The sequence below is a fragment of the Flagellimonas okinawensis genome (genome assembly GCF_029194005.1).
Taxonomy (GTDB): domain Bacteria; phylum Bacteroidota; class Bacteroidia; order Flavobacteriales; family Flavobacteriaceae; genus Flagellimonas; species Flagellimonas okinawensis.
This window is the reverse complement of sequence record NZ_JARFVA010000001.1, coordinates 644544-662711: the sequence shown is the minus strand read 5'-3', so window position 1 is coordinate 662711 and position 18168 is coordinate 644544. Positions and strand designations below refer to the sequence as shown.

General features: G+C 42.0%; 10 protein-coding genes. 8 read left to right on the top strand and 2 right to left on the bottom strand.

The window, feature by feature from the left end:
* Window position 1 precedes the first annotated feature (1 nt).
* Together PY091_RS03145 and PY091_RS03140 are read left to right on the top strand one after the other, a co-directional pair.
* The gene (locus PY091_RS03145) at window positions 2–2272 is read left to right on the top strand and encodes a xanthine dehydrogenase family protein molybdopterin-binding subunit (RefSeq protein ID WP_275648300.1); all 2271 of its coding nucleotides are present in this window, start codon (window positions 2–4) and stop codon (window positions 2270–2272) included.
* Between the two features lie 207 nt (window positions 2273–2479).
* Window positions 2480–5494: a VPS10 domain-containing protein gene (locus PY091_RS03140; protein ID WP_275648299.1), complete on the top strand. Its 3015-nt coding sequence runs from the start codon at window positions 2480–2482 to the stop codon at window positions 5492–5494.
* Window positions 5495–5529: 35 nt separating this feature from the next.
* Here PY091_RS03140 and PY091_RS03135 read toward each other — a convergent pair whose 3' ends face one another.
* Complete coding sequence (locus PY091_RS03135; protein ID WP_275648298.1) at window positions 5530–5745, bottom strand: hypothetical protein; 216 nt, start codon at window positions 5743–5745, stop codon at window positions 5530–5532.
* Between the two features lie 3 nt (window positions 5746–5748).
* Window positions 5749–6246 carry a DinB family protein gene (locus PY091_RS03130; protein ID WP_275648297.1) on the bottom strand — a complete coding sequence of 166 codons (498 nt, stop codon included), beginning with the start codon at window positions 6244–6246 and terminating at the stop codon, window positions 5749–5751.
* 239 nt (window positions 6247–6485) lie between these two features.
* On the opposite strand from PY091_RS03130, the gene PY091_RS03125 reads away from it, so the two are divergent.
* The 6 genes from PY091_RS03125 (at window position 6486) to PY091_RS03100 (ending at window position 18150) form a co-directional block, all read left to right on the top strand.
* Window positions 6486–7448: a helix-turn-helix transcriptional regulator gene (locus tag PY091_RS03125; protein ID WP_275648765.1), complete on the top strand. Its 963-nt coding sequence runs from the start codon at window positions 6486–6488 to the stop codon at window positions 7446–7448.
* Between the two features lie 17 nt (window positions 7449–7465).
* Window positions 7466–8080, top strand: a complete 615-nt coding sequence (locus tag PY091_RS03120; RefSeq protein WP_275648296.1) for an alpha-ketoglutarate-dependent dioxygenase AlkB family protein — start codon at window positions 7466–7468, stop codon at window positions 8078–8080.
* A 117-nt stretch (window positions 8081–8197) separates the two neighbouring features.
* Entirely contained in the window at window positions 8198–10927 is a 2730-nt protein-coding gene (locus PY091_RS03115) for a Two component regulator three Y domain-containing protein (protein WP_275648295.1), read from the top strand.
* Window positions 10928–11159: 232 nt separating this feature from the next.
* Entirely contained in the window at window positions 11160–14198 is a 3039-nt protein-coding gene (locus PY091_RS03110; RefSeq protein ID WP_275648294.1) for a SusC/RagA family TonB-linked outer membrane protein, read from the top strand.
* Window positions 14199–14211: 13 nt separating this feature from the next.
* Window positions 14212–15756: a RagB/SusD family nutrient uptake outer membrane protein gene (locus PY091_RS03105; RefSeq protein WP_275648293.1), complete on the top strand. Its 1545-nt coding sequence runs from the start codon at window positions 14212–14214 to the stop codon at window positions 15754–15756.
* 21 nt (window positions 15757–15777) lie between these two features.
* Entirely contained in the window at window positions 15778–18150 is a 2373-nt protein-coding gene (locus PY091_RS03100; protein WP_275648292.1) for a LamG-like jellyroll fold domain-containing protein, read from the top strand.
* Window positions 18151–18168: the final 18 nt, after the last annotated feature.

Genomic DNA, 18168 nt, shown 5'->3' with positions numbered 1-18168 from the left:
CATGTCAGAACAAAAGGATATAAATACCATTGGACGTAGGGCTTTTTTACGAAACTCCAGTTTGGCTGGGGGAGGGCTTATCTTAGGTTTTAGCTGGCTTAACTCCTGTAAGCCAAAACAGGTTACGGAAGCTGAGGTAATGGAAATGCCCGAAGAGTGGTTCGAAATCAATTCGTATTTAAAAATTGGAGAAAATGGGGTAGCCACCATTTTTTGCCCAAACCCGGAATTTGGACAAGGTGTTATGACATCCATGCCCATGTTAGTGGCCGAGGAATTGGATATTTCTTGGGAAAAGGTATTGGTGGAGATTGCTCCTTACAATGCGGAAATCTATGGAAGACAGTTTACAGGTGGTAGTCAAGGGATACGAACTAGATGGGAAGGGCTTAGGACCGTTGGTGCGTCGGCCAAACAAATGCTTAAACAAGCAGCAGCAAAACAATGGCAAGTGCCAGTTTCGGAAATATCCACTGCTGAAGGCGTGTTGACCCATGACCCTACCGGAAATACTTTGGGATATGGAGAAGTTGCATCTGCGGCCATGGAAGTAGAAGTGCCAGAAGAGGTTACTCTGAAATCGCCCAAAGACTTTAAGATTATCAGTAATTCCAAAAAGAATGTTGAAGGCAAAAAAATAGTAACAGGAAAACCCATGTTTGGGGTAGACTATCAGTATGACGGAGCCTTGGTGGCCATGGCCGAACATCCGCCAGCTTTCGGTTTAAAATTAAAGTCTTTTGATGCTTCACAGGCCAAATCCATGCCAGGAATTGTGGATGTTTTCAAAATAGAGACCTATTCCGACGACTATGAACGAAATTTTTTCGATACCAATGCATTTACAGAATTGGTCGTAGTTGTGGGGAAAACCACTTGGGAAGTAATGAATGCCAAAAAGAAATTGCAAGTGGAATGGGAGCCATTCTCCGATTATGAGTACACGGCAGATAGATTTGGAAATAAGTCCCAAGTAAAAGTTCCCGGTGGTCTGGAAAGTTCCGATGCACATTATGCCAAAATGGAAGAATTGGCGGCCAAACCGGGACAAGTGGTAAGAAAGGATGGAAATCCCGAGAAAGCTTTTGAAAATGCAGCTAAGGTTATAGAAAGAAGTTATACCTGTCCATTTTTGGCCCATAACTGCATGGAACCAATGAATTTCTTTGCACATGTTACCGATGAAGGGGCAAAATTGGCCGGACCGTTGCAAGCACCTTTGCTTATTGAGGGAGCCATTGCAGCTAGTTTAGGACTTCCTGCGGAAAAAGTGGATATTGAAATGACCCGAATGGGAGGCGGTTTCGGAAGAAGGGCTTATGCCCATTATGCTGTTGAGGCCGGACTAATTTCCAAAAAAGTAAAAGCGCCTGTAAAATTGGTATATTCCCGAGAAGATGATATGACCTTTGGAATTTATAGGCCATCTTACCAAGCAACTTATAGGGCTGCTTTAGATGAAAACAATAATTTGGTAGCATTCCATGTAAAGGCTGGTGGAATTCCAGAAACTCCCATTTTTGCCGACAGGTTTCCGGCAGGAGCTGTGGAAAATTACATGGCTGAACAGTGGGAACATAACTCAAATATCACCATAGGTGCATTCCGTGCGCCAAGGTCAAACTTTATGGCGGGTGTAGAGCAGGCCTTTTTGGATGAAGTTGCAGAATTGGCAGGAAAAGACCCTATTGAATTTAGATTGGAACTTCTGGACAAAGCCATGACCAACCCTGTAGGTGAAAAGAATGATTATGAAGCGGATAGATTGGCCGGTGTCTTAAAGTTAGTGCGGGACAAATCCGAATGGGGGACCGAAAAGCCCGGAATGTTCCGTGGTGTGGCGGCATATTTTTGTCACAACACCTATGCTGCCCATGTCATAGATGTGGTAAAAGGCAATGATGGAACACCTCGTGTGGAAAATGCGGTCTGTGCCATGGATTGTGGTATCGTTGTAAATCCCGATGCAGCTGCCAATATGTGCGAAGGAGGTATTGTAGATGGAGTGGGCAACGCCATGTACGGAGGACTTACTTTTAAAGATGGAGCTACGCAACAAAGTAATTTTGATCGCTATAGAATAATCAGGCACAGTGAGGCACCAAAGAATATCGAAGTGCATTTTGTTCAGAATGAAATAGACCCTACGGGATTGGGCGAACCCCCGTTCCCGCCAGTAATGGGAGCATTGGCCAATGCCTTGTATAAAGCAGAGGGCAGAAGGTTTTATAATCAACCGTTTATAAATGAAAAACCTCCAATTGTAGGTTGATTTATAAAGTACAATATCCAGACTTCCTTTTAGGGGTTAGGTCCTGTTACGCACTATTTGTAAAGTGATAAAATTTCGTGCAGTCGTTGTGGATTTTGTAATTAAAGCGTGTTTCGAACAAAAAGGCTGTAATTCATACGCTTGAGCATTTCAGATTGGCTAGGTATTTAGTAGATTTGGGAAGAAACCAAACTATCTAACTAACTCATGAACCTGAAACAACGCTCATTTTATTTTCTATTTACTTTTTTATTGACTTGTGCAACCTTTGCCCAAGACTTTGACGCCCTAGAATACCGTACTATTGGACCTGCTAGAGGTGGTAGGGTAACTACCGTAACAGGTACGGCAATGTTGCCGGGTACTTTTTATTTTGGTGCTACTGGTGCCGGTGTTTGGAAAACCGAAGACTATGGAACCAGTTGGTTCAATGTATCAGATGGATTTTTTAAAACACCATCTATTGGAGCAATAGAAATCGCTGCTAATGACCCCAACATCGTTTATGTAGGTACAGGTTCGGATGGAATCCGTAGTAACATTATCGAAGGTAAGGGCATGTACAAATCCATAGATGCCGGAAAAACATGGGAGCATATTGGTTTGGAAAATGTTGGTCAGATCGGTGCCGTGGAAATAGACCCTACCAATAGTAACATTGTTTGGGTGGCAGCTATTGGTAATGCTTTTAAATCCAACAAGGAACGTGGTATTTATAAAACTACAGACGGTGGAAAAACATGGGAAAAGGTTCTTTATGTATCCGAGGAGACCGGTTTTGCCGATTTAGAGCTGCTTCCTGGAAATCCAAACGTGGTTTATGCCGCTGCATGGAAAGCAAGGCGTACCCCTTGGACGATAGACTCTGGAGGAAAAAACAGCGAAGGTGGAATTTATAAATCCGTTAATGGAGGCAAAGATTGGACAAAACTTGAAGATGGTTTGCCGGAAGGATTAATTGGAAAAATTGATTTGGCCGTATCGGCTGCGGATTCCAGAATACTTTATGCGGTTATCGAAGCCCCAGGTGATGATCGTGGATTGTACAAATCTGTAGATCAAGGTAAATCCTTTACACATGTATCGGACGATATACGCTTGGTTAACCGACCATTCTATTATACCAATATTGAATTGGACCCTACCAATCCAGATATTGTCTACTCCAATGCCAACCCGTTGATCAAATCTGTTGATGGAGGAAAAACTTGGAAGCGCATGAGTGTTCCCCATGGAGACAATCACGATATTTGGCTTAACCCTGACAATCCCGATTTATTGATCCAATGTAATGATGGAGGTGCCAATGTGTCCCACAATGGAGGAAAAACATGGTCCACACAATACAATCAGCCGACCGCGGAAATTTATCAAGTAGCAGTAGATGACCAATATCCATATTGGGTATATGGAGCACAACAAGACAATACGACCATTGCCATTCCCAGCTTGGCACCTTCTGCCACTTCTCCGGCAAATGGTAGCATAATGATGGATGTGGGAGGTTGCGAAACTGGTCCGGTTATTCCAATGCCCGGCAACCATTTTATGGTATACAATAACTGTAAGGGGCGTTTTAGTGTTTACAGTAAAAAAACTGGACAAAGCCGAGAGTATTCCATCGGTGCATCCAATATATATGGGCACAACCCAAAGGATTTAAAATATAGATTCCAGCGTGTGGCACCTATCCATGTGTCTCCGTACGACCCCGAAGTGGTGTACATGGGATCTCAGTTTGTTCACAAAACAAGTAATGGCGGTAAAAATTGGGAAATTATTTCTCCAGACCTAACCGCAAACGAGCCGGACAAGCAGGTGATTTCCGGAAACCCGATTACCAGGGATATTACAGGTGAAGAATATTATAGTACGCTTTATTCCATCAGGGAATCAAAGATCAGTAAAGGTGTGATTTGGACTGGTTCCAACGATGGAGTTATTTCTGTTACCAAAGATGGTGGTGCGACTTGGAAGAATGTAACCCCGAAAAAATTACCGAAGGGTGGAAGGGTAGAGTCTGTAGAACCATCTCAATTTGATGCAGCAAAAGCTTACATCGCAGTGGATCGTCATTTATTGGGAGATACCACACCATATCTATACAAAACAGATGATTATGGTGAAAGTTGGGAATTGATCAGTACAGAATCCAACGGAATTCCTTCTGACCATACCACAAGAGTGCTGCGTGAAGATCCATCACGTGCAGGTTTGCTATATGCAGGTACGGAGTATGGTATGTTCGTTTCTTTTGATGACGGTGGATCTTGGAAAAAATTCCAACAAAATCTTCCTGTGACCCCAATAACGGATATTATCTTGTTCAGGGGTGACTTGGTGTTGAGTACCATGGGACGCGGGTTCTGGATTTTGGATAATATAACCGCGCTTCAGGATGAGAATATTACAAAATTGGGAGATGCTCCGGTATTGTTCAAACCGGACAACACCTACAGGTATCAAACCCCTTGGGGTGGAGCAGATTTTCCAAAGTACCCATCAACAAGTGTGATCATTGATTATTACCTGCCTTCTGATGTAAAGGATGGTGTAAGCCTTCAAATAATGGATGCCCAGGGAAAAGAAGTGGCGACCATTGTAAGCGACTCTACAAAACTAAAATCCACGACCGAAAAGGTAGAGGATATGAGCTTAAGTATGACTTTTGTTTATATGGATGAAAAGTTGGAGACAAAAAAAGGCTTGAACCGTTTTAACTGGAACTTGGAACAAAAAGGACCTTGGGCAAAGAACAAAAGGAGACGTTACATGAACGGTCCAATGGTCTTGCCGGGCACCTATACCGCTAAACTAACGGTTGGTGATCAATCTTTCGAAAAATCCTTTCAAGTACTTATGGATCCTAAACTTGAGGATGATGGAGTTTCCTTGGCTGACATGGAAAAACAACAAGAGTTACAGCTCAAAGTAATTGATCTATTGTCCGAAGCAAGGATGCTGCAAGATAAGGTAGAGGACAAGATCAAGGAACTGGAAAAATCCAAAGTGGGCGAGGCCAAAATCCAACAGTACAAGGATATTTTAAAGGAGCTTAAAAATGATGAGGGTGCCTACCCGGAAGTTGTGATGGTGGCACAAATCTCCTATCTATATTATATTTTGAGCAGCGCGGACAAATTACCGGGCCAAGAAGAAAAAGACAGGTGCCAAGAGCTGTTGACCAAGTTTACCGAGCTTAAGGAAAAAGCAAATCTTTAATAAAAAAGCCCCTTTTTAAAGGGGCTTTTTTGTTTTTACTCCAATTCTTCACATTGGTAGCCGTTGTTTTGCAGCAAGGAAGTAATTGTTGGAATGTTCAGGCTCTGGGTTTCTACCCGGAGAATATTGTCGCAATCTTCAAGGTCAAAATTCCAACAACCCTTATTGTCTATTAATCTGTTCAGCCACGGACGAAGTTGGTTCACTTCACCTTTTCGTTTTACAGATGTTTTGAACACATGGACGGTCATGGTTTAACTGCGGTCATAAAAAAAAGGTGGCTCAATATCCAAAGCGCGCAGGTATACATAACCCTGGCCACGGTGGTGAATTTCGTTGTCCACAAAATAGAGCAAATTGGAAAGTACGGTTCCTTCGTATTGCCCAAAAAGTTTTATGACCTCTTGGAATCGTGCAATGCTGAGCTGTTTCCACAGTTTGTTGATTTCCACCGTATCCTGGTCCCATTTTTCCAAAAATTGGGCCTTTGTGTCGCCATAGTCTCTGTTCTCGTCAAATTCACTGGTATTTCCCGTTACAATTTCGGTAAGTCCGGGAACGGCAATGGCCAAGAGCTCTTTCACCATCTCGGAAAATGGGCGCATACCGCCAATACTGTAATTAAAAAATTCTTTCTCGGGAAAGGATTCGATTACTTTTCGGGTAAGCCTTCTGTGGCCTTGGTATTGCTCTAAAAATTGCTCTGGTGTCATTACTTGGGCCGTTGTCTGTTCATTAATGGTGTTTTCCATGTAATTGTGATTTAAAGGTTTATTGTTTCTGAAACCAAAGTTAGGAGGGGTGGGTGACAGCCCCGTGTCAGCAGTAAAAAACAAGTCAAAAAAAAGGATGCTGACAGGCTGTTGTCATTGACCAAGAATAGTTTTGTTCAATAAACCTGATCGATTAATTAAAATGAAATGAGATGAGCTGGAAATCACCTCCCTTGCTTGGATTGAAATCCTATCTTTGGGAGATAGCTCACGCAATTATGGGAATGGATACCGTAAAACGTTTTGATAGGATAGTTGCCATTTTGATTCAGCTACAAACCAAGCGGATTGTAAAGGCACAGGAACTCGCAGACCGATTTGAGGTGAGCCTGCGTACCATTTACAGGGATATTAGAACCTTGGAAGCTTCTGGGGTCCCTATTGTAAGCGAAGCTGGGGTTGGCTATTCTATTATGGAGGGGTATCGATTGCCGCCGGTAATGTTTACTCGTGAAGAAGCTGGAAGTTTTGTGGCCGCAGAAAAGCTGATGCAACAATTTACCGATAAATCCCTTGGTGCCTATTATGAATCGGCAATGTTCAAACTAAAATCAGTCCTTAGGGGCAGCGAAAAAGATTGGGTGGAAGCTTTGGAATCCCAAGTGTCGATAGTTCCAGGACAAGAGCTGTTTAATGATGAGGTTCCCAATGCCTTGGAAATTTTGTTTGAGAGTATTGCGGAACGTAAGCAAGTATTTTTGCGGTATGAATCGTTGAGGGAAGAATACCCATCGGAGCGAAAGATAGAACCCGTTGGTCTTTTTAATGAAAACGGATTTTGGTATATTTTGGGGTATTGCCATTTACGGACGGATTACCGACATTTTAGAACGGATAGAATCCATAAAATAGAAAGGACTTCGCTGGATTTTTTGTTAGAGCATGGAACCATTGATGAGCACAGAAATAGAAAGGAAGAAGTTGAAAAAACCAAAGTTAGGATTTTGGTGGACAAGACCGTTGCCAAATATATTCAAGGACAAACCAAGTATTATGGATTGGTTTCCAGCGAGGCGAAGGGAAACGAAATAGAGATGACTTTTATGACTACCGATTGGAAAAATGGATTTTCCCGCTGGTATGTGATGTTTGGCGATTACGCCAAAATACTGGAACCTGAAGTACTAAAAGAGCGTGTATTGGAAATAATGGCTAAAAGCCAAGAAAGGTTAACGCAATAATTCAGCGAAAAGTAAAAATGGATTTATTTACCAGCCAGATTGATTCAACCCAAAATATCTTGCCAAAAGATGGCATTGTCAATTATTTTGGCCCCATACTGAATAAAGAAAAGGCAGATTTCTATTTTCAACAATTGTTGGATCATATGCCTTGGGAACATGATGTAGTCCAAATGTTCGGCAAACAAATAGTGACCAAGCGAAAAGTGGCTTGGTTTGGCGATGAACCCTTTAAATACACCTATTCAAAAAACACCAAAAAGGCATCAATTTGGACACCAGAACTCCTGGAAATAAAGGAACTGGTCGAAAAGCAAACACATGAAGCCTTTAATTCGTGCCTGCTCAATTTATATCATACAGGAGAAGAAGGGATGGGATGGCATAGCGATGATGAAAAGGAACTGAAACAGCATGGTGCAATAGCCTCTCTTAGTTTGGGGTCGGAGCGTAAATTTGCCTTTAAGCACAAAACCACCAAAGAAAAAACAGAGCTATTTCTGGACCATGGGAGTTTATTGCTCATGAAAGGAGAAACTCAGGAGTATTGGCATCATCGTTTGCCTCCTACTAAAAAGGTCAATACGGCCCGTATCAACCTTACATTTAGGACCATTATTCGGAAAACCTAGTGCACTGAGAATGGTCCGTATGCTATATTTGGTCCAGTAGTTTTGTATATTCATTGTTTCGAAAGACCTTTACCGCACAAATAGAACAGAATGCTTTCTAGGCTCTTCAAAATCATCATGTTTTTGACCTGTCTTTCGGTGACAGGGCAACAATTATTGCCTCCCATACAAAACTATCAGTTATTGGATTACAAAGGGGGCAGTAAAAATTGGGATGTGTCCGTAAATGAAAATGGGGAACTCTTTGTTGCGAACAATAAAGGGTTGTTACATTACAATGGAGAGGAGTGGACTTTGAACAAACTTCCCAACAATACCATTATACGGTCTGTGGAGAGTATTGGGGATAGAATTTACACGGGTTCCTATGAAGAATTTGGATACTGGACCAAAAACGAATTCGGAGAGCTCGGCTATACATCCCTGACCAACCTTATTCAAGATCATACTTTTACCAGTGAAGAGTTCTGGGAAATTTTTCCGGCTAAGGACGGAAAGGTAATGTTCCGTTCATTTTCTGCGATTTATGCCTATGGCAACGATGAAATCGTAGTGGTGGACCCCCCCGATGTAGTTTCCGATTTTATTGAATTCAACAATAGCTTGATTGTTGCGGGAGGCTCCGTAGGTTTATTTGAAGTAAAGGACAAAGAACTTGTTCGTTTGCCGGGCCAGGACTTTTTAATGGGGAAAACGGTCAACGATATGGCTGTTTGGGGAGACAGACTTTTAATAGGGACCAAATTGCACGGCTGCTTTTTATTTGATGGAAATACACTTACACCATGGTCTGCTCCGATAAACGAGGAACTAAAGCAGCATCAATTAAATAAAATAGTCCTATTGGGAAACGGGGTTATAGGGTTTGGGACCATTAAAAATGGAATGTACCTCTATGATACCAATACAGGGCTGTACAGTATTCTAAATAGGGAATCTGGGCTTCAAAATAATACTGTATTGTCGACCTTGTTGTTTAAAGAACAATTATGGTTGGGACTCGATAATGGGCTTGCCAGAGTTCAATTGAACAATCCAATATCTTACTACACCGATTACTCAGGTACCTTGGGAATGGTTTACGATATAGCATGGTACAATGGTAAACTGTTTTTGGGGAGTAACACAGGTGTATTCTATTTTGATGATAACGAATTGCAGTTTGTAAGTGGTTCGCAGGGCCATGTGTGGGATTTAGAAGTTATAGAGGGCGACTTGTTGTGCGGGCATAATACCGGAACTTACAAGGTTACAGAGAACAGTTTTGATCAAGTGAGCGAAATTGCCGGAGGTTATCAAATGATAAAGGTACCCGGCCAAACCGCCACATATGTGCAAGGAACTTATAATGGGTTGGCCAAATTTCAGAAAACGGACAACAACCAATGGAATGTGTCTAAAATAGAAGGGTTTGATGCCCCTGTAAAACAACTATGTTTTGAGACTCCAGAAATAGTATGGGTAGCCCATCCATATAAAGGATTTTATCGCATGCACTTTTCCAATGGCAGCTATAAAGAGTTTGATGAAATCCAAGCGTTTTTGGGTAAAGGAGCTCCCAGCGAGTATAATGTAAAACTGTATAATATTAAAAACAACATTGTACTCAACAGTGAGGGCAATTGGTTTACCTATAACCCAATTGGTGATCGTATCGAGGATTTTGAAGAGTTCAAGGATTATAAGGGCAAGGAATTACTGTTTTTTGATGAACAGTTCTATTGGTTTGTAGATGATAATGAGCAAAAGGCCATTATTTATACAAATTTAAAAGGGGACAGTCTTTTGGTAACGGATTTGCCATTGCGGGAGCGATTGGCTCCAGATTCCCAAACTGTGGTTCAGGTGAACGATAGCACATCCTACATTACACTTACAGATGGTTTCGCAAAGATAAACGACCCCGGACTTAAAAATATTTCGGAGAGCCAAGAGTTGCCCGTGCCTTATTTTGTGGTACTGCACGATCAAGAAAACATGCATTCCGTTGTACAGGAATCCATACGGATACCTTTCAGGCATTCACAGACCTTGACCATCGAAGTTGCCTCACCGGAATATATTTCACCTAGATATTTTTATAAGCTTCAAGGACCCAAAGAATACACGGAATATTCGGAAAGTGGGTTTATTAATTTTCAAAACCTTCCTTATGGTGAATATACTCTGCAAGTTTCCACGGCTGGGATGGAGAATTCCGTTTCAGATTTCAATAGTTTGAGATTTGAGATTGCTCCACCATGGTATTTTTCTTGGGGAAGTTTGTTTTTATATGCTGCACTCGCTGTTTTGGGTATTTATATTGTTCGGAGATATAACCGAAAAAAACTCGAAAGAAAGCATAGGGAGCTGGAAGAGCATTTAAAGCAGGAACAGCAGGAACGATTGGCGAAGATGGAAAAAGAGGAATTGGCCAAGCAGGTAAAGTTAAAGCAGAACGAGCTGGCGAGTACAACCCTGAATATTGCCCGTAAAAATGAAATGATTTTGGAGCTGAAGAATATGTTGGTGATGAACAAGGATAAATTTTCAAATTCACAGCGATATCGTTCGTTCATCAAAAAATTGAACAATTCCATTGAAGATACCGAGGACTGGAAACGATTTGAGGTCAACTTTAAAGAATTGCACCAAGATTTCTTTGAGCGGTTATTAAAGTCATACCCATCCTTAACACCAAAAGATCTTAAGCTCTGCGCTTACCTAAAGATGAATCTATCCACCAAGGAAATTGCTCCACTAATGGGAATAACTGTAAGGGGAGTGGAAATACATCGGTACCGGTTACGAAAAAAGCTAGATATGGATAGTTCGGATAACCTATCCAATTTTCTTATCACATTTTAAAAGGGCTAATGCGGTTCGAGCGGTTAAAATCCATGTTTTTTGGACTACATCATCACTACATCACTATGTTAATTCTTTTTACATCAAAACAAGGCGATACTACTGCAAATACGGTGAAATAAGGCTTTCCAAAGCTTATAATTATGATGTATTTATTATGTATTCCGACTCAAGGGTTGAAAGCACCCTCTTTGTTAATTTAGTAAAAATCTAACTCTATTTTTGCACAATTATGAAAATTAAAAGCAAACTTTTGCTAATCTCGTTTTTGTTGTTTCAAGCAGTACTTTTTGCTCAAAACAATATAACGATTTCGGGAACGGTAATGGATGATCAAGGACAACCGTTGCCCGGGGCAAGTGTGGTGCTTCAGGGCACTACAACAGGAATCCAAACGGATTTTGATGGAAATTATCGTTTGGAAAACGTTCCAGGTGACGGAACATTGGTGTTCAGTTACGTTGGATTCACTACACAAACTATTCCTATTAATAATAGGACAACAATCGACCTGACTATGCTAGAAGACACGCAAAGCCTTGATGAGGTTGTTGTAGTTGGGTATGGTACACAGAAAAAGGCCGATTTAACCGGTTCTATTGTAACAGTAGATGCGGAACAAATTGAAAAGACTCCATCTGCAAACCCGGTTCAGTCACTTCAAGGTAAAGTGGCAGGGGTGCAGATTGTTTCCCCTGGCTCTCCGGGCGCATCACCAACAGTAAGAATTCGTGGACTTGGAACCTATTCTGATGCTACAAGTCTTTTGTATGTAGTGGATGGGATGTTCTATAGTAATATCGACTTCTTAAACCCCAACGACATTAAGTCGATGAACGTTCTTAAAGATGCTTCATCTTCCGCAATTTACGGGGTAAGGGCAGCGAATGGTGTTATTATCATCGAGACAAAATCTGGTGGTAAAAACAGAAAGCCACAAATTGAGTACAATGGATACACCGGTATCCAAAGAGCTCAAAATGTATTGCAAATGGCCAATGCCGAACAATTCGTGACCATGGCTGTGGAATCCGGTTCCGAGGCGGATGTTCAGTTTATTTTAAATGCCATGCAACGTTATGGTAGAAGCCGAATCAATCCGAACGTGCCCGATGTAAACACAGATTGGTACGATGAAATTATTCGCGACGGAGTTATCCAAAACCACAGTTTGAGCGTTACCGGAGGAACCGATAACGTATCTTATTCCATGGGAGCCAACTACTTCTCACAAGAAGGTTTGTTGGATATGAAGAATGATTATGAAAGATTTAATATCCGCTCCAAACTGGATGTGGACGTGTTGGATAATTTAAGAATAGGGGTGAATACCGTTTTTAGTAATGCTACACAGCAAACACCTGAAAATTCAGCGTGGTTTAAAGCGTACTTTGCGGTGCCTATTTTACCGGTTTTCGATGAATTGAATACTGAAGCTACACCAACACGTTATGCCAGTGCCCAAGCCTTGGGCTATAGGGGAACCCAGAACCCGTTTCCTGATATGGATTATAACGATAACCGATTGAAAATACGTAAGTTATTGGCAAACATCTATTTGGAAACCGACATTATAAAGGATAAACTTACCTTTAAAACAACCTATAATGTCGATTTTTCTGCACTGGAAGAGCGCTATGTGAACCTACCTTATAACATGGGTTTTGGTGATCAGCGAATTTCATCCATAAACAGAAGGCAGAATAATTACTACAACCAAATTTGGGATAACGTTTTAACCTATAACGATACGTTTGCCGAAGACCATAATGTAACGGTAATGGCAGGTACATCTTTTAGGGATGAAGCCTCAAACCAATTCCAAGCGACCGGTAGTGATATTGCAGGTATCGATTATGAAACATCGTGGTACCTGAATTTTGCCGACCCACTATCCTTCAACAATAATGTAGAGGAGAATAACCGCAGAATTTATGGGCAGTCTTATTTTGGAAGAATATCCTACAATTATAAAAACCGCTATCTCTTGTACGGAACCTTTAGGGCGGATAGATCTTCCAAGTTTACCAGGGAGCAATGGGGCTATTTCCCTTCCGTAGGTGCAGGTTGGGTACTATCCGAAGAACCTTTCATGGAAAACGTGAAATTCTTTGACTTCCTAAAACTGAGAGCAGCATGGGGTCGTTTGGGTAACGATAACGTACCTGCAAGTTCCGGAGCCAACACCATTTCCAATCAAACCGTGGATTTGGGTGATAACCCCAATACAGGTATCACAGCTACAAGTACATTTACCGATTTAACTTGGGAGGTTGTAGAAGAATTGGATTTTGGATTCAATATGAACATCTTAAATAATAGGTTGTCTGTAGAAGCCGATTATTATATAAGGGATACAGAGGACGCCATTATGCCGGTTTATATCCCGATCGCTAACCAAACAGTATCCAGGAACTCAGGAGTAATTCGAAACTCTGGGGTAGAAGTTGCATTGAATTGGAGTGATGAAATTACTCCTGACTTCAGCTATACAATAGGAGCCAACTTTACCACTGTTAAAAATGAGGCCATAGAGATCGAAGATGAAAGTGGATATATAGATTCAGGTTCGGCAGAGTTTAGACAAAGAACCTTGGTAGGTGAACCTCTCTATGCGTTCTATGGATATGAAACCACGGGAGTTTATCAAAATCAAGCACAAATTGATGCCGACCCAGTTGCTCAGAGTGCCATTGCAGACGGGCAGGACATTCAACCTGGTTACTTTATTTTCAACGATAGGAATGGTGATGGAGCCATAACCGATGAGGATAGAATGGTACTTGGTTCATTTTTGCCAAAGTTCACTTATGGTGGTAACATTGGACTGAACTACAAGGATTTTGGTTTTTCCATGAACTTTTATGGCCAAACCGGCAACAAAATCTTGAACAGAAAACGTGGTGAGGTAATCTTCACCAACGATACCAATATGGATGCCGATTTGGCAAAAAACCGTTGGCATGGAGAGGGAACAACAAATAGTTACCCATCATCCGCTGGTTTAAGAGATAGTTGGAACCAAAGATTGAGTGATTTCTGGGTAGAGGATGGTGATTTCTTCAGAATCCAGAATATACAGTTGGCTTACACCCTTCGTGGTGACAAACTTAAGGGCAATATGCCTGACTTTAAATTTACATTGACCGCAGAAAGACCTTTGACCGTTTTCAGCTACAATGGATTTAATCCAGAAGTTTCGGATGGGGTGGATCGTCAGACATACCCAGTACCGTCGATTTACACTATAGGTGTTAATGTTAAACTATAAAAAGAAAATTGAGATGAAGAATAGCAACCTATTATATAGAATGGCATTGATCCTGATTGCGATACTCGCTATCCAATCATGTTCCGATAAATTCGAGGACATCGAGGGACAATTAAATGCCGATGACCTAGACTACTCGGCAACCGAGGATATGGTGCAGGCCTTGATAGGCTCTTATTACATCATTGCAACAAGAGGGTGGGAAGAACCATTGTTGCTCTCTGTTCGTGGAGATGATGTAAATGCCGGTGGTCTTGGAGATCAACAACCATTCGCCGATACCGATAATTACGTGTATGCGCAAGGATATTGGATGTACAACTCTTTGTGGAATGTACATTACGGAGATATTGTGCAATTGAATACGGAAATTGAATTGATCGAAAACTTCAAGGATTTTGCCGATGACACAGAAAGAGCAACAGCGGACCAGTACATTGCTGAAATAAAAGTGATGCGCGCATGGTTGCACTTTAACTTGGCAAGAGTATGGAGCGATGTATTTATTATTGAATCCACACAGCCTGATGCTGAGATTGCCAATGGGCCGGCCACCAAGCAGGAGATTATGCAATATATCTCCGATCAAATGGATGAAGCCATACCATTGTTGCCCAATCTTAGGCCAAATGAAAGAACGGATATACCAGGTGGGGTAACCCGATATACCGCCTATGCCTTAAAAGCGATGGCGCATATGGAAATGGAAGACTATCAAGGAATGGCCGATGCATGTGCCGCTATCATAAACTCCAATAGATTTTCCTTGTACCCCGATTTTTACAATTTGTTCAAAAAGCCCGGAGAGTTGAGTGATGAGAGCTTGTTCGAACTTCAGTTTTCCGATTATGGTTCCAGTACAGGAGATACTTTTTATCACTTGTACGCTCCGTTTGGTCCCCAAGGGTGGACACCTGCCAGAGAAAATGCATCTGGCGGATGGGGCTTCTATGAACCAAGTATGAAGTTTATCAAATTTATGTTGGATAGGGACGAATCCGTCCGTTTGGAAACCAGTGTACTGTGGACCGATAGAGGAATCGCAGAACTTCAGACGGATCCAAATTATGCAACACTTCCATCTTTTGTAAACAATACAACCAGAGATGGCGATGTGATCAACGATTATGCCAGAGCATTATTTGCAAGTGGAAAGCACTATTTACCTTCCGTACAGCTTACCGAACAACGCAATGATTACGGGGGAGGTAAAAACATGATCGTAATGCGATATGCCGAAATATTGCTCATGTACGCAGAGGCCTTATCGCGTGGGGCCAGTGGTTCTGGAATGACCGCTGATCAAGCAGTGAACATGGTTCGAAACAGAGCAGGAATGCCATCGGTTTCAGGAGTTACCGCAGATGATGTAATGGATGAGAAGTTTGCAGAACTCGGAATGGAATGGGGAATCCGATATTACGATATGATCCGTTTGGACAACTACTCGGAGCTCAGTTATGATGGAAGAACCTTTACCGCCGATAAGGAACTATTGCCATATCCACAAGCACAGTTGGACGCACTTCCAAGCTTGGGAGGCGGAAGTGAAGACTAACAAACTAAATAAACTAAAAAAATGAAACATATAGTAAAATCCATATGGATGCTAGTAGGGTTCTTGGTGATTTCTTGTAACGAAGGAATCGACCCTATCACGGCAGTGGATGCGGGAGTGGACGAAACTGCACCGCAGGTAAACATAACATACCCCACCGAGGGAGTGGAACTAATGCCTTTTGAGGAGGAAACATCAATAGATATTAGCTTCGAAGTTACGGATGATATCGAAGTGGCAAGCGTTACAGTCGCCATGGACGGTTCACAGATTGCAAGTTTCAATTCCTTTCTCGATTACCGTATTGTAATGGAAGAAGTAACCTATGATGGTTTAGGGAACGGCGAGCACAAAGTAACCGTAACGGCGACCGATATTGAAGGAAAGTCAACTACGCAAGAAGTAAACTTTGCCAAGTTGGCTCCTTACAGCGCTCAGTTTGATGGTGAAGTGCTCTACATGCCCTTCAATTCCGATTATATGGATTTCATAAGCTTCCAAGAAGCTGGTGAAGTTGGAAATCCTGGTTTTGCCGGAGACGGATTCTTAGGGGCAGATGCATTCGAAGGAGCACAAGATTCATATTTGACATTCCCGATGGAAGGGCTTACAAGTCCTGAATTTAGTGCTGCTTTCTGGTATAAAGTAAATGCCACACCGGATAGAGCTGGAATTTTAGTGGTTGGTGATGATGCTGAAGATAGAAATCAAGGGTTCCGACTGTTCCGCGAAGGAAGTGCAGATGAACAACGCATTAAAGTAAACGTGGGTACAGGAGTTGGTGAAAGTTGGAACGATGGTGGAGTTATAGATGTAACCGCTGGAGAATGGGTGCACGTTGCCCTATCCATCTCCCAAACCCAAAGTAAAATTTATTTCAATGGAGTTGAAATGTTGTCCGCCGATTTACCTGCTCCAATAGATTGGACCGGTTGTGAAGAGTTGCATATTGGCTCTGGTGGGCCCACTTTCGACTATTGGAACCACGGATACGATGCCAGTCAAATGGATGAGCTGCGTATCTTCAACAAAGCATTGACCCAGAACGATATTCAAATAATGATCAATGCTGCTAATCCGTATATGCCTCAATATGCAGGTGAATCCCTTTATATGCCTTTTGATGGGGATTATATCGATTTGATCGGTAGTAAAGCAGCCTCTGAAGTAGGTTCTCCAAGTTTTACCGATGAAAGTCAAGTAGGGGAACAGGCATATTTGGGAGCTACCGATTCATATATTAACTATCCGGCAGATGGATTGATGACTTCTGAGTTCAGTGGTTCTTTCTGGTACAAAGTCGATGCAACTCCAGATAGGGCAGGTATTATTACCATTGGTGATGATGCAGCAGATAGAAACCAAGGTTTCCGATTGTTCCGTGAAGGAAACGCCGACCAACAACAAATAAAGTTGAATGTTGGAACCGGGGGTGGCGAAAGCTGGAATGATGGCGGATTTATCGATGTAACCGCAGGTGAGTGGGTGCATGTTGCATTCACCATTTCAAGCACAGAAAGTGTAATCTATTTGAACGGTGCCGAAGCATTGTCTTCAGCGATGTCCGCTCCTATCGATTGGACAGGATGTGATACGTTCACCATCGGAGCAGGCGGCCCCACATTTGATTACTGGGGACATGCATCTGATAACAGTATTATCGATGATTTAAGATTCTTCAGTAAGTCATTATCAGCAGAAGAAGTAGCCGAAGTATTTGGAGGAGAAGTAACACCTCAAAATTACGGGTCAACATTTTATATGCCTTTTGATGGTTCCAATATAGATGACAATTCGGGTGAAGAAGCCACTGTGGTAGGTACTCCTGATTTTGCAGGTGAAAGTGCAGTAGGTACCAATGCCTATGCCGGTGCTACAGATTCTTATCTCACATTCCCAATAGATGGACTCTTTAACAATCAATTTAGCGGAGCATTTTGGTACAAGGTCAATGCAGACCCAGATAGGGCAGGTATCTTAACAGTAAGCCCACCAATGAATGGTTCCGATAACGATCTTTCTGCTGGTTTTAGATTGATTAGAGAAGGAAGTGCAGACGAACAACGCATCAAACTACATTTGGGTACCGATGCCGGTGATGTCTGGAACGATGGTGATGTGATTGATGCTACTGTTGATGAGTGGGTACACGTTGCATTTACCGTTACAGAGACCGAGACCCTAATTTATTTGAACGGGGAACCGGTTGCAAATGTTGGTGATATGGCAGGAAAGACCATTAGTTGGGAAAATTGCTCCATACTATCCATAGGTTCGGGAGCACCCAATTTTATTGGTTGGAACCACCTGTCCGATCTAAGTTATATCGATGATCTATATCTTTTTGATAGAACATTGACCCAAGAAGAGATTCAAGAAATCATGAACAATTAATGTGCATTTGTTCAGCAC